Origin of the sequence: Parabacteroides timonensis (assembly GCF_900128505.1) — a bacterium.
Lineage (GTDB): Bacteria > Bacteroidota > Bacteroidia > Bacteroidales > Tannerellaceae > Parabacteroides > Parabacteroides timonensis.
Map to the genome: position 1 here is coordinate 1,804,825 of NZ_LT669941.1, position 19,893 is coordinate 1,824,717.

General features: G+C 48.9%; 16 protein-coding genes. 9 read left to right on the forward strand and 7 right to left on the reverse strand.

Features of this window, described 5'->3' with window-relative positions; translation table 11 throughout:
* Nucleotides 1-3 precede the first annotated feature (3 nt).
* From BQ7394_RS14905 to BQ7394_RS14920, 4 genes are all read right to left on the reverse strand, one after another.
* The gene (locus BQ7394_RS14905) at nucleotides 4-3,327 is read right to left on the reverse strand and encodes a SusC/RagA family TonB-linked outer membrane protein (protein ID WP_075558157.1); all 3,324 of its coding nucleotides are present in this window, start codon (nucleotides 3,325-3,327) and stop codon (nucleotides 4-6) included.
* 185 nt (nucleotides 3,328-3,512) lie between these two features.
* The gene (locus BQ7394_RS14910; RefSeq protein ID WP_075558158.1) at nucleotides 3,513-5,195 is read right to left on the reverse strand and encodes a SusD/RagB family nutrient-binding outer membrane lipoprotein; all 1,683 of its coding nucleotides are present in this window, start codon (nucleotides 5,193-5,195) and stop codon (nucleotides 3,513-3,515) included.
* 28 nt (nucleotides 5,196-5,223) lie between these two features.
* Entirely contained in the window at nucleotides 5,224-8,328 is a 3,105-nt protein-coding gene (locus tag BQ7394_RS14915; RefSeq protein WP_082211944.1) for a SusC/RagA family TonB-linked outer membrane protein, read from the reverse strand.
* A 175-nt stretch (nucleotides 8,329-8,503) separates the two neighbouring features.
* Complete coding sequence (locus BQ7394_RS14920) at nucleotides 8,504-9,532, reverse strand: FecR family protein (protein WP_075558159.1); 1,029 nt, start codon at nucleotides 9,530-9,532, stop codon at nucleotides 8,504-8,506.
* Nucleotides 9,533-9,677: 145 nt separating this feature from the next.
* On the opposite strand from BQ7394_RS14920, the gene gpmA reads away from it, so the two are divergent.
* The 7 genes from gpmA (at nucleotide 9,678) to BQ7394_RS14955 (ending at nucleotide 15,313) form a co-directional block, all read left to right on the forward strand.
* Nucleotides 9,678-10,427, forward strand: coding sequence for a 2,3-diphosphoglycerate-dependent phosphoglycerate mutase (gene gpmA, locus BQ7394_RS14925; RefSeq protein WP_075558160.1), 750 nt, complete (start codon nucleotides 9,678-9,680; stop codon nucleotides 10,425-10,427).
* Nucleotides 10,428-10,537: 110 nt separating this feature from the next.
* Nucleotides 10,538-11,098 (forward strand): RNA polymerase sigma-70 factor, encoded by a 561-nt coding sequence (locus BQ7394_RS14930; protein ID WP_075558161.1) that lies wholly within the window; start codon nucleotides 10,538-10,540, stop codon nucleotides 11,096-11,098.
* Nucleotides 11,099-11,305: 207 nt separating this feature from the next.
* Nucleotides 11,306-12,187 (forward strand): DUF3078 domain-containing protein, encoded by an 882-nt coding sequence (locus BQ7394_RS14935; protein ID WP_075558162.1) that lies wholly within the window; start codon nucleotides 11,306-11,308, stop codon nucleotides 12,185-12,187.
* Between the two features lie 108 nt (nucleotides 12,188-12,295).
* A complete protein-coding gene (locus BQ7394_RS14940; protein ID WP_075558163.1) occupies nucleotides 12,296-13,315 on the forward strand; it encodes a phenylalanine--tRNA ligase subunit alpha in 1,020 nt (339 codons plus the stop codon).
* 75 nt (nucleotides 13,316-13,390) lie between these two features.
* Nucleotides 13,391-13,777, forward strand: a complete 387-nt coding sequence (gene crcB, locus BQ7394_RS14945) for a fluoride efflux transporter CrcB (RefSeq protein ID WP_075558164.1) — start codon at nucleotides 13,391-13,393, stop codon at nucleotides 13,775-13,777.
* 3 nt (nucleotides 13,778-13,780) lie between these two features.
* Nucleotides 13,781-14,422, forward strand: coding sequence for an endonuclease III (nth, locus tag BQ7394_RS14950; RefSeq protein WP_075558165.1), 642 nt, complete (start codon nucleotides 13,781-13,783; stop codon nucleotides 14,420-14,422).
* 3 nt (nucleotides 14,423-14,425) lie between these two features.
* Nucleotides 14,426-15,313, forward strand: coding sequence for a hypothetical protein (locus BQ7394_RS14955; RefSeq protein ID WP_075558166.1), 888 nt, complete (start codon nucleotides 14,426-14,428; stop codon nucleotides 15,311-15,313).
* 90 nt (nucleotides 15,314-15,403) lie between these two features.
* On the opposite strand, the gene BQ7394_RS14960 is transcribed toward BQ7394_RS14955, so the two are convergent.
* The 3 genes from BQ7394_RS14960 to BQ7394_RS14970 form a co-directional block, all read right to left on the reverse strand.
* Nucleotides 15,404-16,159 (reverse strand): MBL fold metallo-hydrolase, encoded by a 756-nt coding sequence (locus BQ7394_RS14960; RefSeq protein WP_075558167.1) that lies wholly within the window; start codon nucleotides 16,157-16,159, stop codon nucleotides 15,404-15,406.
* Complete coding sequence (gene murB / locus BQ7394_RS14965; RefSeq protein ID WP_075558168.1) at nucleotides 16,159-17,172, reverse strand: UDP-N-acetylmuramate dehydrogenase; 1,014 nt, start codon at nucleotides 17,170-17,172, stop codon at nucleotides 16,159-16,161. The genes BQ7394_RS14960 and murB overlap by 1 nt, the downstream gene beginning before the upstream one ends.
* A gap of 200 nt (nucleotides 17,173-17,372) precedes the next feature.
* Entirely contained in the window at nucleotides 17,373-18,332 is a 960-nt protein-coding gene (locus BQ7394_RS14970; protein ID WP_075558169.1) for a hypothetical protein, read from the reverse strand.
* 274 nt (nucleotides 18,333-18,606) lie between these two features.
* Here BQ7394_RS14970 and BQ7394_RS14975 point away from each other — a divergent pair, with 274 nt between their 5' ends.
* A complete protein-coding gene (locus tag BQ7394_RS14975; protein WP_007652950.1) occupies nucleotides 18,607-18,897 on the forward strand; it encodes an HU family DNA-binding protein in 291 nt (96 codons plus the stop codon).
* Between the two features lie 342 nt (nucleotides 18,898-19,239).
* Nucleotides 19,240-19,893, forward strand: a complete 654-nt coding sequence (gene upp / locus BQ7394_RS14980) for a uracil phosphoribosyltransferase (RefSeq protein ID WP_075558170.1) — start codon at nucleotides 19,240-19,242, stop codon at nucleotides 19,891-19,893.

Sequence of the window (19,893 nt, forward strand, 5' to 3'; positions counted from 1 at the left end):
TGATTAGAAAGAAAGTTTCACGTTAAATCCCAGGTTCCGGGTGGTCGGCATACCGAACACGTCGATGCCCTGGTTGTCATTGTTGGTCGAGAGCACGGCATCGGGGTCGAAAGGTGCCGATTTATGGAAGAAGAAGAGGTTGCGACCCACGAGCGAAAGCTGCACCTCCTGCAAGAGTTTCGTCTTTTCCAACAGCCGCTTCGGGAGCGTGTAGCCGAGCGAAAATTCGCGGAGACGGATATTTGTCGCGTCATACATATAATATTCGGTGCAACCGTTGCGGCCGCTCACGATGGTATAGAACTTGGAAGGATCGAGGTGCGTGCCTTCGAGGTCGACATAGCCCGTGTTGCGCGCTTCGCCCGATGCGAGGCTGACTCCTTTTTGGTCCATATCGGCCTGCGTTTGCGAGAGCACGTCGCCCCCGAAACGTCCGTCGATCAGGAAATAGAGGCTGAAACCCTTGTAGGTAAAGGCGTTGCCCCACCCGAGCATAAAGTCGGGGGTGCTGTTGCCCACCTTCTCGGTGTTTCCGGAACCGATCACGACCGGGATCTGGTCGCCGTCTTCGTCTTTGGTGTAGACGATCCGGCCGTTCTCGTCACGCTTGAAGGCCTTGCCGTAGATGTCGCCCATCGCTCCGCCTTCGACCAGCCGCATGGAGTAGGAAGAAGAAAAACCCTCGTCGCCATAAATGAAGGTCTTGAGGTCGGGATGCAGCGCGATGACTTTGTTTTTGTTGGTGGAGAAGTTGAGTAAAGTCTTCCACCTGAAATCGTTCGTCAGCAGGGGGATGACGCCGACGCTGGCTTCTATTCCCTGATTGCGGATGTTCCCCGCGTTCACATAGTAGTACTTATAGGTAGCCCCGGCGGACGAAGGGAGCGTGAAGAGCTGGTTCTTCGTGTTCGTCTTGTAGAAGGTAAAATCGAAATCGAAGCGGTAATCGAAGAGTTTCCATTCGGTACCTACCTCCCACGAGGTGCTCATTTCGGGCTTCAGCTCGTCGAAAGGGGCGCCGGAGTTGGTCTGGATCGCTCCACCGGCTATAATCAGGTCGTTGCTTCCGGGGATAGGGTTGCTGAGGAAGAGGGGCAGGTCGTTGCCGACTTTACTCCACGAGCTTCTCAACTTGCCGAAACTGACCCACTGAGGCATTTCCAGGGAATTGTTCAAGATCCACGACAAACCGATCGAGGGATAGAAAAAACTTTTGTAACGGGTGTAGGCCAACGTCGACGACCAGTCGTTGCGTGCCGACAGGTCGACGTAGAAACTTTCCTTCCAGCCTGCCTGTGCGGTGGCGAAGAGCGACTGGATGACGCGGCGTTCGTTGATCTTCTGGTTGATATAGGCGGCGGTAGACATGATGATGTTGGCCACCGTGAAGAGGTTCGGGTAGTACAGCGAGGCGGTTTTCGAGTCGAGCCTCAGCGAGTTGACCGTCCGGCTGTTGATGCTTCCCCCCAGGGCGGCGGTGAAGGTGATGTCGTCCCATTTCTTGTTTGCCATCGCCATCGCGTCGCCATAATAGAGGGTTTCCGTATAATTGAAGTCGATGTAACGGCCGTTAGCCCCCGCCAGTGCGGGCGAGGTGGAGGCATACATTTTCTCCTGGAATGTGTCGTGTGCGTAATCGGCTGTGCCGCGTGCCTGCAGGTTCAGCCAGTCAGTCACCTTGAGGGTGGCGGTCAGGGAGGCGATGACGCGGGTACGTTTGTCGTCATTCACGACACGGTTGGTCAGCCAATAGGGGTTCTGTTCCATGTCGAGCTCGCCCGTTGTGTACCAGTTCTGCTCCATCAGGTTGCGCTTTTCGTTGAAGGTTTCGAACTGGTCGCGATACACGCTGATGTCCTCGCCGCGCGGGAAACGGTAGAGGCCGACCAGGGGATTCATGTAATAGCCGCCCGAGGCGGGACGGTCTTTGATGCCCTGTGTCATCAGGTTGACGTTGGCATCCAGCTTGAGGTAGTCGTCGAAGAAGCCGGCAGACTCGCGGAAATTCAGGTTATGCTTTTGCAGTTTGTTGTGTTCGACAATCCCCCGGGCGGTGGTGTTGGCATAAGAGAAGTAGGTTTGCATCTTCTCGTTGCCGGTAGTGAGCGAGAGGGAGTTGATAGCCGTCAGGCCGTTACGGAAGAAACCGCCAACGTTGTCGTAGTCAGCCAGTTCGGAACGTTCGCCCCAGCTGGTATTTGTCTCACGGTTCATGCCGTAGTCGTTCTGGAACTTGGGGAGGCTGACGGCACGGTCGACCGTCAAGCTGGACGAGAAGGTGACGCGTTGCACGTCGGCATGTCCCCTCTTCGTGGTTATCAGGATCACCCCGTTGGCGGCCTGCGAACCGTATAAAGCGGCGGCGGATGCACCTTTGAGGATACTCATACTCTCGATATCGTCGGGGTTGAGGTTTGAAATGCCGTCGCCACCGTCGCGGTTGCCGGCATCAGCTGTGCCCCCGATGGCCGAAATGGCCTGTTCGTTGCTGCTGTTCAGCATCGGGATACCGTCGATCACGTACAACGGCTGGTTGTTTCCCGACACAGAACGGTAGCCGCGGATGATGACCCTTGCCGAGTTTCCGAGGCCGAAAGAGGTGCGGTTGATCTGTACACCGGCGGTTTTACCGGCCAGCGTCTGGATAAAGTTGAACTCCTTCACGCGTACCAGTTCATCGCCTGCCACAAACTGGGTGGCGTACGGCAGGGAGGCTTCCTGCTTGTGAAGTCCGAGGGCGGTCACGATCACTTCGCCCAACTGTTGGGAGTCCTCCGCCAGTTGGATACGCAGGACACGTTCGCCGTTGTAATTGATTTTCTGGGGAAGGTAACCGATATACGACACTTGCAGGGTTGCCTTGGGCGGCAGGTCGAGCATGAAGTTGCCGTCAAGGTCGGTCACAGTGCCGCGGCTGGTGCCTTTGATGAGGATATTCGCGCCGATTATCGGCTCGCCAGCCTTGTCGGTCACGGTACCGGCCACCTGCCTGTTCTGGTTTTCCTGCATACGGATGACGTATTCCCTGTGATTCAAAATGATTTGTTTATTAACGACCGTGAAGGCGATGTCGGTATCTTTGAACAGAAGGTCGAGCAGGTCGAGTAGCGAACGGCCTTGCAGACGCTCACGGACGGGAGCCGACAGGTCGATCACCCGGGCGTCATATATAAAGGAATAAGCAGTCTGTTGTTCGATTGCGTCCAATACTTCGGCCAGCGTTTTCCCGTAGACATCCGTTTTAAGCACAAACGGATCGTCATGAATAACTTGCCCTTGCAACCCGACACACAGAAGCAAACCTAGCAGAAGGATGTAAATTTTCATAGAAACGTTATTTATCATGCTCTCTAATCAGAACTTATTTCGGGTAAATGTACACAATTATTGAAGAAATACAACTTTTCCAACTAAAAAAACTCGCCCGAAGGCTCCATCTTCACAGAAAGAGCACTTCAAGCGAGTGACACATCAATTATGTTGAAATGATATTAAATCATATTTTTTCGGGGTTATTCAGCAGACGTACAGTAGTTTGCGTTTTTATCCCACCATAGGTTGGCTGCCACGTTGTCCTTGCCACCCAACATCTGGACACCTCTGTTGTATTCATCTTTGTTTACCAGGCTTTCCTTAACCGGATACTTGATACGTTTGATGAAATTCTTCGGATCTTTGATATCTTTCGAATAACCTCCGAAAACGGTTTCATCCCTGTAGATAGCAACATCCAGGCGAGGCAAGTTGAGGCGGCGTTTGTCGCTCCATCCTTCCCAGGACAAGTCGGGAGTACCGGCAATGTACTTCTGGGTGATGATCTTTTCAAGAGCTGTGTTACCTGCTCCGGCCTGGTCGTCATACTTGGCACTTGTACCGGCCAGGTTCTTTTCTGTCGATGCCAGGTATTCGTCGGCTTGACTGCCTACACCCCACTTTTCGAAAGAAGAGCGTACGCCTTCTTCGTATTCGTGCTTGGCATCGCCTGCCAAGATACCGCGGGCAAACAATTCAGCTTTCAGGAAGCATACTTCTTCGTATAGGAAGACGTCGTACGGGCGTGAGTTGTACTTGCCACCGTCTTTCACCAGATAACCCAGTTCGGCATAGTTCTTTACCACATAGTCGCCCTTGTTCTGTTCTTCCGAACGAGCGCCGTACGGCAGACCTTGCCAGTTACCGCCTGTGATAGAAGGCTGGAAGATCTTCGGAGCACGCGGGTCAACCTTTGCAGGATGCACGGATGATACAGGGATCGGAGCATCGCCTGTCAGCGTAGGAGTCGTATTTTCCACACCTGCCGGCCATGCTACACCACCAATGTTCGTTACCAGTTTCTCAAACGATTTCGACATATTCAACGGGCCACCCCAGGTGATCTGGAACATGACGTAGTTGTAATCCTGTCCCCATGAGCCGTCAGCCTTCGGAGGCATGTAAGCATTCTGTTTCGAGTTGCTGATCAAGCCGCCGTCAGCATTTATCGCTGCCTGGGCTTGTGTCTTACAAACGTTGGGAGCCACTTCGGAAACCCGGAGAGCCAAACGCAGGCGAAGTGAATTAGCGAAGCGCTTCCAGGCATCATTGTCGCACTGGTATACGATATCGTTGCTCTTGTCCGTGAAGATACTCTTCGCGCCGGAAGTGAACATCTTCGGAGCTTCGTCGAGTTCAGCGAAATACTCCGTATAGATATCCTCCATCTCACGGTACGGAGGGTTGGCCTCCGGATCATCGCTTGGTTTGGGGAAAGGCATCGGACCGAACAGGTCGGAAGCCATAGAGTGTACATACACACGCCAGATACGTGCGAAGGCAATCGTATTTGCATAGTCTTCAGCATCCCCACGGGCCGAGAGGTCGCGGATCACAATATTCAGGGAAGCAAGCTGTTTGAGGTATTGTTCCCAGATAACCAGGTTCCACCCATCGTTCTGAACGTAGTTGGCTGTCGACCAACCGCCTCCATCGACTACCATCTGCGAGTACAAGTCAACCTGCAAGGCCTTTAAACGCTGTTCTACATCACCATCAATAATTTTACCGCCACGCACGGTACCGAGCAGGCGAGGCTCGTTCATATTATAATCGACATCGTTGGATGGCTTGTTGGGATTATCGTTCAACCCCGTCAGATCGCAACTGGACACGCCCAGTAAAAGAAGTGAACAAGCAGCTAATATCTTAACATTTTTCATAACAATTCTTTTTAAAATTAGTAGATTTTTAGAAGGCCACATTCAGGTTGAAACCTAAGCTACGCATAGTTGGCATAGAACCGTATTCAATACCTTGTGCATTACCAGAGGTGTAAGCAGCTTCAGGATCGAACCCTTTGGTCTTACTGTAGATCATAAACAGGTTGCGGGCAACGAAGCTCAGCTTTAATCCTGTGAACGGAGTCTTTGAAAGCAATGACTTCGGCAGGCTGTATCCTAGGCTCAATTCGCGCAAGCGGATATTCGTAGCATCATACATCCAGGCTTCAGTGATACCGGAAATACTTGTCCAGTACTTTTCGGCGGATACCTTCTGTGAATTCGGAGTACCGCTAGCCAGCATGCCAGGAACGACTAAACCGTCCTCACGTCCGTCGAGTGTCATTTCCAAAGAACCGTTGTTAGTACCCTGACGAATAGATCCCATATATACATCGCCTCCCTTACGCATATCGATCATAAAGTTCAAAGAGAAGTTCTTATAGGAGAAAGAGTTGTTCCATCCCAACATCCAATCCGGTTGGTTATTACCCAACAGTACCATGTCTTCCGTACGCAAAGGCACACCTTCCTCACCGATCAGTATATTGCCATTATCGTCGCGTTGGTAAGCATATCCGTAGATATCGCCGAAAGCACCACCTTCGTGAGCCACGATTTTCAGGAATGTAACGGAAGGATCGCTCAGGATCTGTTCCTTTGTATCGCTAGTCAGCGAAACCACTTTGTTCTTATTCTTCGACCAGTTCAGTTGAGTATCCCAAACAAAACCTGATTCAGTCATCACCGGAGTGGCGTTAAGTGCGATTTCAATACCCTTATTCTCGATATTACCTGCGTTAATCATCTTCTTCTTGAAGCCGGTTGCAGAAGGGACATCGATCTTTAGGATCTGGTCTTTTGAGTTTTTCTTGTAGTAAGCCAGGTCGATACCTACGCGGTTGTTGAAACCTTTCAGCTCAAGACCTAATTCCCAAGAGTTGATCGTTTCGTTCTTCAGGTTGGGATTAGCCATCCAATCCTCGTTATTGGCACTGAAAATACCACCTTTGATATCGTAGCCGATCTTATAATAGTCGCGCAACATGTACGGATCGGTATCGTTACCAACCTGTGCCCAAGATGCACGAAGCTTACCGAAAGAAAGGAAACCGGTGTTACCACCCATCTTATTGATCATCTGTGTAAAGATCCAGCTTGCACCCACTGACGGGTAAAAGTAAGAAGCATTGTCCTTAGGCAAGGTAGACGACCAGTCGTTACGGGCTGTCAAGTCCAGGTACAGGTAATCGTCCCATGACATAGAAGTCGTTGCGTAGATAGAATTGATCTGCTTGCGTGTCTTTTCATACTCGCCACCATGTGTCTTACCGTTTGCGATAGCGTGGAAATCAGGGATGATGAACTCGCCGGAGTTCTCGGTATAAAGAGCGGTAGAGCGATACATGATGTTACCACCTACTGTACCCACGATACCGAAACGATCCCAGTTACCTTTGGCTGTCAACAGGAAGTCGGAGTTGATTTCGTTAAATTTTTCTGATTTGGCCTGCATACTACCGTTAGTTTCCCAGTACGGTGTACCTGTTCCACGAACCCATTCATACTGAACGGTGTAGTTATCCATACCTGAACGCAGCTTCAAGCTCAACCAGTCGGTGAACGTAAAGTCCAAAGCAGCGAAGCCGATCAAACGGTCTTTCTTATCGCTGTTGGTCATACGATAGGCAGACCAGAAAGGACTCTCAGCATTTGTCTTATGGTCGATCAGGAAACCGGCAGCAGAACCATCGGCACGTTTCCAGTTGTTGGCTTCATAACCAGAATAATCAGAGAAACCCACACTACGCGGCATGCTCAGGTAATTCAGGAAGATGTTGTCGGGGTCGGTAGCCAACTTGATACGGTTGTTGGTATGCTGGTTGATATAGTTTACTTTCATGTCGGCAGATAACCATTTGGCCAATTTAACCGTTGAACGCAAATTGATAGAGGTACGGTCGAGGCCGCTGTTAGGAACTACACCTTTGTTGTCGAGGCGGGTCACACCTGCACGGAAGGTAATATCTTCAGAGCTCTTGCTGATATCGACACTGTTCGTCCAGGAAGTACCGGTACGCAGGAAGTCTTTATACAAATTGTTGTCGCGAGCGGCATAACCGAACGAACCTAAAGCCATATCTTTTGTCGATCCGTCCATCTTCGGACCCCAGCTTCCGTATACATTATTATTATATACACCGGCAGCGCCTTGTCCGTATACGTTCTGGAAAGTCGGAGTTTGCATCGGGTCTTCAGCCGTAAAGTTCAAATTGTAGTTTACGCCTACCCCTTTCGACTGTGAGCCTTTTTTAGTTGTAATCATCACAACTCCGTTACCGGCACGGCTACCATACAAAGCGGCTGCGGCCGGACCTTTCAGGACAGACATGCTCTCGATATCGTCGGGCGAGATATCCGACATACCGGAACCTTTATCCACATTACCGTTACCGTAGAAATCGTCGGTACCACCGCTGAAGTTGTCGATAGGCACACCGTCGACTACAACCAACGGCTGGTTGTTGCCCGCGATAGAGTTGTTACCACGGATCACGATACGGGTAGAACCACCTACACCGGTACCATTCTGTTTGATCTGCAAACCGGCCACTTTACCGGCCAATGCGTTGGCTACGTTGGCGTCGCGCGTCTGGGTGAGTGATTCCCCTTTCAGCTCCTGCATCGAATATCCCAACGCTTTCTTTTCGCGCTTGATACCCAAGGCGGTAACCACTACCTCCTCAATATTTTGTGTGTCTTCGCTTAATTGTACATCGATTTTAGTCTTTCCGTTGATCGCCACCGTAACGGTTGCGTATCCTATATAACTGAATTGCAGTTCTTTTCCACCTTCTACATCAAGAGTATAGTTACCATCTACATCGGTGATTGTACCAACTGTGGTACCGGGTACCAAAACACTTACGCCGGGAAGTCCGAATCCATCATTCGTGTCCGTCACTACACCGGAAATCTGTTGAGCACTCAGGTTACAACATGCAACCAGTGCCACGATAATACCCAGTAATTTTCTTAATTCTGAGTAGTTCTTAAATAAAGAGTATCTCATATCATTTTTATTTAGGGTTACAAAGCATGCACAATGTGTGTATCATAACTTTGTGATTTTTAATAAATTAAACAATAGAAAATTAACGCTGTTCGTTTGGAGACAGCACATGAAGGTCTTATTCCTAAGTCTGTTTCATAGGCAATCATATCGTTTTAGAATTAATACTAGTTATCTATTTTGTTATTTCAATTATCGGTATTTCAGGCGTTTGACCGGAAGTAACGGGTGTTTTCTGTATCTTATATTTTATGCCGGAGGCAAGTTGGAGGTATTCCATCACCTGAGGTAGTTGTTCATCTTTAAACCTCGCCGTAATGATCGAATGGAGAGCCGTCGAGTCTTTGACCATGAATCTCACGTGGTAATGCCTGCTCAACACTTTCAGCACCTCATCCATCGGATGATTGCGGAAGACGATTGTCCCGTCTTTCCAGGCCGTTTCGTGGTCGGTATTCACCGTTGCGACGTCTAACTGGCCGGTAGTTTTCGTAAAGGTTGCCTTTTCGTTCGGTTTTATCTTACGGGAAACGTCCTGTCCGCCAAGCGAATGTACCGATACTTTGACCGACCCTTCGACCAGAGTCGTTTCGATTTTATCTTCATCGGCGTAGGCTGCGACATTGAAAGTTGTTCCGAGCACTTCCACCGCATATTCGGAACCGGCCTGTACGATAAACGGTTTCTTTGCGTCGTGCGTCACTTTGAAATAACCTTGTCCTTCGAGAACGACCCGGCGGTTGCCAGCCACGAACTCAGACGGGTACTTCAACGAGCTGGCCGCATTCAACCATACTTGCGAACCGTCCGGCAGGTCGAAAGCGGAGACGACTCCCGGGTTGGTGCGCACTTCAACCATGCGCACCTCTTCTTTGCCTCCCTGCACCCATAGGTATGCAGATAAAACTAATATCGGGAAAAATAGAATGGCTGCCGTCCGCTGCAAAATTGAAATAACCCGATGCAGACGCGCCTTCTTATTTAGTACCTGAACCTGAGATTTGAAACGCAGCAAGGCCTGGTCGGGGTCGACCGACTGCATCACCCGTACGCGTTTTACCACTTCGTGGGTGAAATAAAGTTGTTCCAGGAGCCTGGCATTCTCAGGAGAAGCAGCCTGCCACTCTTCGACAGCCGTCACACCGCTAGCCGGTAGGGTTCCGTCTATGTACTGTAATAATATGTCTTCGTTAATTGTTTCCATATTCTTCTGCTTCTATTATTAATACAATTCAGACAAAGAATGTACTAAACAGAAATGTAACTTTTTTAAGAAAAAATTCAAAATCTTTTCCGAGATCCGACTTGTTATGTAGATACACAGAGAGTTACCATTAATAAAAAAGAATATGAAAAAGATTGTTTTGCTCCGCCACGGCGAAAGCGCCTGGAACAAAGAGAACCGTTTTACGGGATGGACCGACGTAGATCTGACTGAAAAAGGAATAGAGGAAGCCTGCAAAGCCGGTGATTTATTACGCAAAGAGGGCTTCGTTTTCGACAAAGCCTATACATCTTATTTAAAGCGTGCTGTCAAGACATTAAATAATGTACTCGACCGGATGGACCAGGACTGGATACCGGTGGAGAAAAGCTGGCGTCTGAACGAGAAGCATTACGGCGCATTGCAGGGCCTCAACAAAAGCGAGACGGCCGAGAGATATGGCGACGAACAGGTATTGATCTGGCGCAGAAGCTACGATGTGGCCCCACATGCCCTGAAAGAGGACGACCCGCGTAACCCACGTTTCGAGATCCGTTACAAGGAGGTGCCCGACAAAGAGCTGCCGCGCACGGAATCGCTGAAAGATACCGTCGACCGCATCCTCCCCTACTGGAAAGAGGTAATCTTCCCTTCGTTGAAGACTTCCGACCAGATCCTGGTGACGGCCCACGGAAACAGCCTGAGAGGTATCATTAAATATGTACGCAATATCCCGGACGAGGACATCGTTCACCTGAACCTTCCCACCGCCGTGCCTTACGTGCTTGAGTTTGATGACGACCTGAACCTCGTGAAGGATTATTTCCTCGGCGACCCCGAAGAAATCAAAAAGCTGATGGAAGCTGTCGCCAACCAGGGAAAGAAAGCGAAATAACAGCCTCTTATTAAATTTCAAAGCCCAGAATAAATAAAAAATTCCGGGCTTTGTCTCTTCAATCAAGAAATAATTGATTATGTTTGTAGGGAACAAAAAAACTAAATACTGTGAATACGGAAAATGAACTGACCTTACATCTATTGAAAGCGGGCAACGACAATGCCTTCGACACAGTCTACAAGCAATACTACCGGGGGCTGTGTGCCTTCGCATCCCAATACGTAGCCGAAACGGAAATAGAAGAAATCGTACAGGAGGTAATGATGTGGCTCTGGGAGAACCATGCCTCGCTGGTTCCCGAACTCTCCATCAAATCCTTACTCTTTATGATGGTGAAGAACAAATGCCTGAATCACATCTCCCACAACCAGATCCGCCAGCGGGTACATGAAAAGCTTTACGCCAAATTCGAAAACCAGTTCGAAGATCCCGACTTTTACATAGAGAACGAATTGATCGCCTTGGCTGCCAAGGCGATCCGGGAGCTCCCGGATGATTATAGAAAGGCCTTCGAAATGAACCGTTTCGACAACCTTACCTACAACGAGATCGCGGAGAGAACCGGCGTTTCGCCCAAGACCGTGGCCTATCGTATCTCACAGGCGCTCAAAATCCTGCGGGTAGAGTTGAAAGACTATATGCCGCTGCTCATGGTCTTATTGAACTGACCGCCGGCAAAGCACGCACCCTCCCGACGGAAACGTCGCACCCTTTTCCCCGAAAGCATGCATCCTCTTACAAAAAAGGATGTACCCTTCTGCGCCCGCCCCGAAGCAGAATCAAATCAAAATATTCGTGAGGATAAACAAAATATAACCATACCTGTTTTATAAATAGGGCGCCCCTCAAATAAAAACAACAAAAAGAAGAAGAAAATGAAACGTACATACTTAATGATATTATTCGCCGTGCTGGCTACCGCTGTGTACAGCCAGACCGACGACAAAGGCTATGAGGAAGGAAAATATGTGTTAAAAGGCGTGTCAGGCCTCAACCTGTCGCAAACAGCCATGACCAACTGGTCGGCCGGCGGCGAAAACTCCGTAGCCGGAAACGCCTACCTCAACGGCTCGCTGACGCACAAAAGCGGCAACTGGCTCTGGGTGACCAACCTCGTACTCGACTACGGGTTGACGAAAACCAAATCGCAGGGCATGCGCAAGAGCACCGACAAGATCGGACTCTCCACCCAGCTCGGCTACTCGACCAACAATGTCTGGTACTACACCCTCATGGGCGACATCAACACCCAGTTCGCCAAAGGCTACAACTACCCGGACAAGGAACATTACATCTCCAACTTCTTCGCACCGGCCTACTCCAACATCTCGCTGGGTATGGAATACCGCCCGAAGAGCAACTATTCGGTCTACCTCTCGCCCGTATCCGCCAAGATGACGTTTGTTGAGGACGATTACCTGTCCGAAATCGGAGCCTTCGGAGTCGATCCGGGCGACCGTTTCAAGATCGAATGCGGCGCCTACCTCAAGGCACGTGCCGAAATGCCCCTGATGGAAAACGTCAGCCTCATCACGACGGCCGACTTCTTCACGCCTTACAGCAACCAGTTCGGCAACATCGACGTCAACTGGGATATGCTCATCAGCATGAAGATCAACAAATTCCTCTCGGCAACGCTCAACACGACGCTGAAATACGACAACGACGTCAAGACCTTCGACGACAACGGTACGAAACACGGCGCAAAAGTACAGTTCAAAGAGATACTGGGCGTGGGCCTGGCCTACAATTTCTGACCGGAAACAAGACCCAGACAGCGTTTTTAATAAAAAACCTGCTGCAATCGGTTGCAGTATCCAAAAGAAAGGAGTAAATTTGCACGACGAAAACAAATATGATTAGAAATGATCAATAAAATCAAGGCTCTGCTACAAGAAGTGGAGAACATGAAGGCAGCAAATGCCGAAGAGCTGGAAGCTTTACGCATCAAATACCTCAGCAAAAAAGGAGAAGTATCCGCGCTGATGAATGATTTCCGCAACGTGGCGGCCGATCAGAAGCGTGAAGTAGGACAGTTCCTCAACCAACTGAAAGAAACGACTCAGAATAAGATCAACGAACTGAAAGAGAGTTTCGATAACGTGCAGACGGGCAACGACGACATCGACCTGACCCGTACCGCTTATCCGGTTGAACTGGGAACACGCCACCCGCTTTCTCTTGTTAAAAAGGAAATATGCGACATCTTCGGACGTCTGGGCTTCAGCATCGCAGAAGGCCCCGAAATTGAAGACGACTGGCATGTATTCTCATCATTGAATTTTGCCGAAGACCATCCTGCACGCGATATGCAGGACACGTTCTTCATACAACATAATCCGGACGTGCTATTGCGTACGCACACCTCATCCGTACAGACCCGCGTGATGGAGACACAGCAACCTCCTATCCGCATCATCTGCCCGGGACGCGTGTACCGCAACGAGGCGATCTCTTACCGCGCACACTGCTTCTTCCACCAGGTGGAAGCCCTGTATGTCGACAAGAACGTGTCGTTTGCCGACCTGAAACAGGCCCTGCTCTTCTTTGCAAAAGAAATGTTCGGCCCGGAAACGAAAATACGTCTGCGTCCCTCCTACTTCCCCTTCACTGAACCGTCGGCGGAAATGGATATTTCCTGCAACCTCTGCGGAGGCAAAGGATGCGCATTCTGCAAACATACCGGCTGGGTGGAAATCCTGGGATGCGGTATGGTAGACCCGAATGTTTTGGAAAGTTGCGGTATCGACAGTAAAGTATATACCGGCTACGCCCTGGGAATGGGTATCGAACGTATTACAAACCTGAAATACCAAGTAAAAGACCTAAGAATGTTCTCAGAGAACGATGTTCGTTTCCTGAAACAATTTGAATCAGCCAATTAAATTGGAAACCTAAATCATTTACCATCTTCCCCGGGCCTTTAACCAGCCCGGGGGAAACACACAAAGGAGGATAATATGATAAAGGTTTTATTTTTAATTGCAGGAGGCGCAATCGGATCGGCACTACGCTATGGAGTTTCCATGTGGGTGCAACGAACGATGCTGCACTCCTTTCCCTTCGGGATACTTTCCGTTAACGTGATCGGTTCCTTCCTTATCGGATTTTGCTGGAGCCTGGCCGAATATCACAACCTGTCGCTCAACGCAAGAGCTTTTCTCTTCACCGGACTTTTCGGCGGATTTACCACATTTTCGTCGTTCGCACTCGATACAATGTCGCTGATGAAAACCGGCGAATATAAACTTGCAATACTGAATATACTGGCTAGCAATATCTTAGGACTACTTGCCGTCTTTTTGGGTTTGCTGCTTGGAAAAAATACATTATCTTTATTGAAATAAAGTATGCGTAAAGAGGAACGATATAAAGGTGTACTCAACTGGTTCAACGAAAACGTGCCGGTTGCAGAAACGGAGTTGCACTACGACGACCCCTACCAGTTGCTTATTGCCGTGATCTTGTCCGCCCAGTGCACCGACAAGCGGGTCAATATGATAACCCCGGCCCTATTCGAGGATTTTCCCACCGCTGAGGTGATGGCGGCCTCCACACCCGAGGTCATCTTCGAATATATCCGTAGCGTCTCCTACCCCAACAACAAAGCGAAACACCTGGTCGGAATGGCCCGGATGCTGATCTCCGACTTCGCAGGCGTGGTGCCCTCCGAGATCGACGAGTTGCAGAAACTGCCCGGCGTGGGACGCAAAACGGCCAACGTGATCGCCTCTGTCGTCTACAACAAGCCGGCCATGGCGGTAGACACCCACGTGTTCCGCGTAGCCAACCGCATCGGACTGACCAACAACAGCAAGACTCCGCTCGAGACGGAACGCGAACTGGTGAAACATATACCCGAGAAAATGATCCCGATCGCCCACCACTGGCTCATCCTTCACGGACGTTACACCTGCATCGCCCGGAAACCCAAATGCGAAGAATGCGGCCTCAAGCCCTGGTGCAAGCATTTCCTGACGACAAAAACGTAAAACATGAAAGACCATAGGCGGGAAATAGTAATTTTTATTCTAACTGCTCTCGCTACACTGTCGGCAGTCTATTACTTTTTCGGTGACATGAAAGAGGGTATAAACGTGGCGCAAACGGATCTCTATACCCTGACCGCTCCGTCGCCCGAAGCCATCCTGACCGTGAACCGCCCGGCTGTCTTTGTGAGCATGATACTATCCAAGAAGCCTGTATATCAAGCCTTCGCATCGGAGATTCCGGAGATATTCCTGTCTATCATCAGGAAGAACAAGGAGCTTTCCGCCCTGCAACTCTCATTTCACACGCAAGGGGTGGTGATGTATGCTAAAGCCGACAAAAATACAGTAAGTCACATCGAGAGCGAAATACTGAGCAGTACCTTCGCCTCATTTGCGCCCCAAAAGCAGACCAAAGGGGAGATTACGTTCATTTATTTTCCGGATACCGACAATCGCTTTTTCGGATATTATCAGTACAACGGTATCTGGGTAGCCAGTTACAGCAAAAAACTGCTCGAAGAGGTGGCCGACATACAAAAGAATCAGAAGAACTACTTGCAGAAAGAGCAGGTGAAACTGCGCAAGACCCTCGACAAAAACGCGCCGCTCAACCTCATGATACAGTCCGAAAAACTCAACCTCTATGTCAGGACGGGCGACTCTACCCTTTGGAAGATAAGCGACAGATGGCTCGGAGCCGACCTGTTCGAAAGCGAAGGCAGCATCTGTTATTTCAGCAGCCTGCCTTATCTCGCCCCGGCCGACACGCTCTACCGCACCGTCGCCGATACGCTCTCGCTACGGCTCGAACAGCGTTTCCCCCAACTCCATATCTCCAGCCAGAGCTATGAGGAGGACGGAAAAGTGTTTTATACGGGATGCACTTTCTAGTTGACAGTTGATAGTTGACAGTTGACAGATATGAATTACTCATAGTCGCTGTTCCGTCTCTTCCAACTGTCAACTGTCATCTGTCAACTGTCAACTGAAAACGCTCAGCCCATCATACGCAAAATGCACATGTGGGGGTAATTCTTTTTCTATTTCGGCATGTAGTCCGATCCGGTGACTCATATGGATCAGGTAGGCTTCTTTCGGCCGGATACGCTCGACGTTGGCCAAAGCCTGCTCCAGACTCTCGTGCGTGGGATGCTCTCCCCGTCGCAACGCTGCTATAATCAGGACATCCAACCCTTCCAACTTGGCATATTCCTCTTCCGGAAGTGATTTCAGATCGGTCAGATAGGCCATATTTCCGATCCGGTAGCCCAGGATGGGCAGGCTGCCATGCATCACGCGGATAGGAACAATCGTCAGTCCGGCAGCCACGAAGGGCGCAGTGCCGATCCGGTGCATCTCCAGGTTTGGGACGCCCGGGTACTTATGTTTGCGGAAGACGTAAGGGATACGTGTCTCGATGGCTTCGGCCACGGAGTCTTCAGCATAAATATCGACTCCCTTTTCGCGGCAGAAAGGACGCAGATCGTCCAGCCCCCCTACATGGTCATAATGCTCGTGCGAGATCAAAACGGCGTCCAGATGGTACGTCCTACTTGTTATCATCTGCCAACGGAAGTCTGGGCCACAGTCCAGCAAAATGCGTTTTCCTTCCGTCTCCACCAGCACCGAAGTGCGCAGACGCCAGTCGCGGGGGTCTTTACTCGTACAGACTTCGCACTGGCAACCTATCTCGGGAACCCCGGTTGAAGTCCCCGTCCCCAAAAAAGTAATTTTCATTATCCTACATATTTAACCTCCGGCATGATCTCTATGCCGAAACGATCTTTTACGGCGGCACGGATACTTTCGGCCACCAGCGCGATCTCGTGTCCCCTGGCCTCTCCCAGGTTGACCAGGACAAGCGCCTGTTTCTCGTAAACCCCTACCGACCCGTGCGACTTACCTTTAAACCCGCATTGCTCGATCAGCCAGCCGGCAGGTACTTTCACCTTGCCTTCACCGGCAGCGTACGACGGTATTTCCGGATACTGCGCCTTCAGTTTCTCGAACTGTGCGGCAGCAATAACGGGGTTCATGAAGAAACTGCCGGCATTGCCCAGCTTCTCAGGGTCGGGAAGTTTCTCCCGACGGATCTTGACGACGGCTTCCCGGATGGTTGCCGGTGTGATCTCCGGATAATGAGCCAGTTCCTCCTTCAGGTTTCCGTAGTTGACGGAGAGGCGGGGGTGTTTATCCAACCGCAGTGTTACGTAAGTAACAATGTGCGGATCGTTATGTTCGTTTTTGAAATAGCTGTTGCGGTAACCGTACTGGCATTCGGCATTTGTGAAGGTATGCTTTGCGAATGTCAGCTGGTTGTATGTCTCCACGTTTTCGATCACGTCTTTGATTTCCACACCGTAAGCGCCAATGTTCTGGATAGCGGCAGCACCGGCCTCGCCGGGTATAAGCGACAGGTTCTCGATACCTCCCCACCCTTTCGACACGGCGTAGGCCACTACGTCGTCCCACTGTTCGGCGGCTCCTACGCGCAGGTAGGCATGATCGTCCGTTTCCTTCACCAGGGTGATCCCTTTTATGGCCGAGTGCAGGATGATCCCGTTGAAGTCGTTTATAAATAACAGATTACTCCCACTTCCTATGTGTAACGACAAACACTCCTGGAAATACTCATCATGTAAAATACGTCCCAACTCCTCTTCATCCGCATACTCCATGAACCAACGCGTTTTGACCGGCAAATGGAAAGTGTTATGCTTTTCCAACGAGTAATTTTCTTCTATCCTCATAATCTCTCTGTTTATTTATTGCAGGACAAAAGTAGTTATAAAATCGGGAATTCAGAATGCAAAATCGAAAATTACACGTCTCCCCCCGACCCAACATTATACCCAAAAGGGACGTTGCAGTATGCCGGAAGGAGACGCCAAGCACCATATATTATAGGTATATGCCTACATTATATATATAGTATAAATATTTTCTGTTTTTACAATGTGTCTACTATCTCTCTTTGTTTCGTAAAATAAATCATCCGTTGTATCTCTCCGCTTTGTGAAATCAGTGTGGAATATCGTTTCAAAGACTGTATCCACTCTTTCTGCGCACGGCATATTTCCGGGTGCTGCGAATCCATATAATTGATCGCATACAGGCGGTACATCGACAACTGGAAACTGCCTTTCTCGATAAAGCTATAAGTCGCTTCAAAATTGATGTTCGACAAATAGAGGTAAGATTGTTTCCCGTTGGAGAATTCGCCGGAGGATGCTACATGCTCCAGGTCATCCAACAGGCGGTGAAGTTCGTTCTTCATCACTTCGATGTCGTCATCCGACAGCATATTCAGCCCGGCAAAATATTTTACCTCCCGCACAAACGACTGTACAAGGTTGTTATCCAAAATAGTATATGTCACCGGCACCTGGCGTATCTCCTGTGCCAACTTTCGCTGCGACTCCAGCACCTTCTCCGGAACCACGACATCTTCCATGCTTCCCGTCATCTTCATTCCGTTATTCTGATGCAACCATCTGCACAGGCGGAACTTTGTTATACGCTCGAACGGCGAGTAGAGCGTGTACGGAATAATGTTGCACGCCGTGCTGACCATCGACTTCGGATCATCTTTGATAAAGGTGAACAGCTTAAGATAGCGTTTGATGATATCATGGTAGTTGTCGATATGGCTCACTCCGTCAGCCACATTCAGATTAAAGATGGCCCCTTCCGCCCGGTTGGTCCCGACAATCTGATCCAACGAAATACCCAGACTCTGGGACAATAATGATACCTCATAAAAAGTAAACGGAACTTCTCCACGCAACCGACGGTATACAGCTTCCTTTCCTATAGATATTATATCCATAATATAGTTAGCCAAATTTGTCTCTTCCGGGAGATGTTCCCTCATGGCTTTTATAAGCCCGTTATTCAATGCATCTTTCATAACTATTAGTGTGTTGTTTTTTACTGTTTCTACTCATGTTTTTCATAAAAAAATTACCAGTCCAGTGTATCCAAATGGCATAAGGCCTTGTTTTTGTTTCGATTACCGCAAACAGATACTAATTAACGTTTTTTGTTTCTCTAATCGTAACAAAAGCCTGCAGCTATTGTTTAATAAGAAATGAACGCCATTTTTCTTGTCTGCAAAAAGACACCATTTAAAAGATAGTATGGCTTACATTTGCAATGTATATAATCATTAAAAAGAAACACTCATGAACAAAGCAGAACTTATCGAGGCCTTAGCAGATAAGGCAGGGTTACAGAAACAGAAAGCAAAAAAAGTATTGGATGCTTACATCGAGATCGTAACCGAAAAAATGTCACAAAAAGAGGAAATTACTCTTATTGGTTTTGGTACACTGATACCTAGACCTCAAACAAGTCGCCTGGCTCGTAATCCAAAAACTGGTACTCCGGTACAGATTCCAGCCAGAACAACGGTAAAGTTCAAACCCGGTAAATTCTTGCTGGAAGCGATGAACGGCACTGGCGAGAAAAAATAATATGATTTGTTTTTATAACTTCCTTCATGCCTTATGCATGGGGGAAGTTTTTTTCACCTCCTTTTCTCTTATTATATCACTTGTGCAAAAATACATATAGTATTTTAGTATTTCGAGGTGATTTTAAAGTATACCCAAGCAGCTCGGTTCTAATTAAACAACCGAATACATATCCCCACTTCTTTTTTCGCAATATTCAAATCCGAACATCCCATTTTGTTTCGGAATACGAAACTTTGTGCCTACCTCTGGATTTTATCAACAAACATTTGTATGATGCTCTAATTATATATAATTTCGACTCCGAAAAAAATAAATGTCCGGCATATACAAAACATTCACATGAAAATAGTTAATCTGGGAGAATCAAACTCCATATTAAATAGGTTCGTTTCTGAATTACGGGATGTAAATATTCAGAAAGACAGTCTTCGTTTCCGCAGAAACATCGAACGGATAGGCGAAATTATGGCTTACGAAATCAGTAAAGATTTTTCTTACAGCCAAAAAGATATCCTATCTCCACTCGGAATCGCCCCTATGAATACTCCCGACGATCGGGTCGTAATCAGCACCATCCTACGTGCAGGCCTCCCTTATCACCAGGGATTCCTGAGTTATCTTGATTATGCGGAGAACGCGTTCGTATCTGCTTACCGGAAATACAAGGATCGCCTGAACTTCGACATCCATATAGAATATATTGCTTCCCCGAGATTAACAGAGAAAACCCTGATCATCACCGATCCGATGCTAGCTACGGGTAGTTCGATGGAACTGGCTTACGAAGCCTTGTTGACAAAGGGACATCCGTCACACATCCATGTGGCTTCCATCATCGCCAGCAAGCAGGCTATCGAATACCTGCAAAGGAAAATGCCGGATGATAAAACGACCATCTGGATCGCCGCCCTCGATGACGAGCTGGACGATCACTCCTATATCATTCCCGGACTGGGAGACGCCGGCGACCTGGCATACGGAGAAAAAGAATAA

What these genes read in the sequence shown, in the direction of transcription:
- BQ7394_RS14975 (WP_007652950.1), top strand. Translation starts at nt 18,607, where the DNA reads ATGAACAAAGCAGAACTTATCGAGGCCTTAGCAGATAAGGCAGGGTTA.
- BQ7394_RS14920 (WP_075558159.1), bottom strand. Translation starts at nt 9,532, where the DNA reads ATGGAAACAATTAACGAAGACATATTATTACAGTACATAGACGGAACC.
- BQ7394_RS14935 (WP_075558162.1), top strand. Translation starts at nt 11,306, where the DNA reads ATGAAACGTACATACTTAATGATATTATTCGCCGTGCTGGCTACCGCT.
- BQ7394_RS14960 (WP_075558167.1), bottom strand. Translation starts at nt 16,159, where the DNA reads ATGAAAATTACTTTTTTGGGGACGGGGACTTCAACCGGGGTTCCCGAG.
- upp (WP_075558170.1), top strand. Translation starts at nt 19,240, where the DNA reads ATGAAAATAGTTAATCTGGGAGAATCAAACTCCATATTAAATAGGTTC.
- BQ7394_RS14955 (WP_075558166.1), top strand. Translation starts at nt 14,426, where the DNA reads ATGAAAGACCATAGGCGGGAAATAGTAATTTTTATTCTAACTGCTCTC.
- nth (WP_075558165.1), top strand. Translation starts at nt 13,781, where the DNA reads ATGCGTAAAGAGGAACGATATAAAGGTGTACTCAACTGGTTCAACGAA.
- BQ7394_RS14970 (WP_075558169.1), bottom strand. Translation starts at nt 18,332, where the DNA reads ATGAAAGATGCATTGAATAACGGGCTTATAAAAGCCATGAGGGAACAT.
- BQ7394_RS14940 (WP_075558163.1), top strand. Translation starts at nt 12,296, where the DNA reads ATGATCAATAAAATCAAGGCTCTGCTACAAGAAGTGGAGAACATGAAG.
- gpmA (WP_075558160.1), top strand. Translation starts at nt 9,678, where the DNA reads ATGAAAAAGATTGTTTTGCTCCGCCACGGCGAAAGCGCCTGGAACAAA.
- murB (WP_075558168.1), bottom strand. Translation starts at nt 17,172, where the DNA reads ATGAGGATAGAAGAAAATTACTCGTTGGAAAAGCATAACACTTTCCAT.
- BQ7394_RS14915 (WP_082211944.1), bottom strand. Translation starts at nt 8,328, where the DNA reads ATGAGATACTCTTTATTTAAGAACTACTCAGAATTAAGAAAATTACTG.
- BQ7394_RS14905 (WP_075558157.1), bottom strand. Translation starts at nt 3,327, where the DNA reads ATGAAAATTTACATCCTTCTGCTAGGTTTGCTTCTGTGTGTCGGGTTG.
- BQ7394_RS14910 (WP_075558158.1), bottom strand. Translation starts at nt 5,195, where the DNA reads ATGAAAAATGTTAAGATATTAGCTGCTTGTTCACTTCTTTTACTGGGC.
- crcB (WP_075558164.1), top strand. Translation starts at nt 13,391, where the DNA reads ATGATAAAGGTTTTATTTTTAATTGCAGGAGGCGCAATCGGATCGGCA.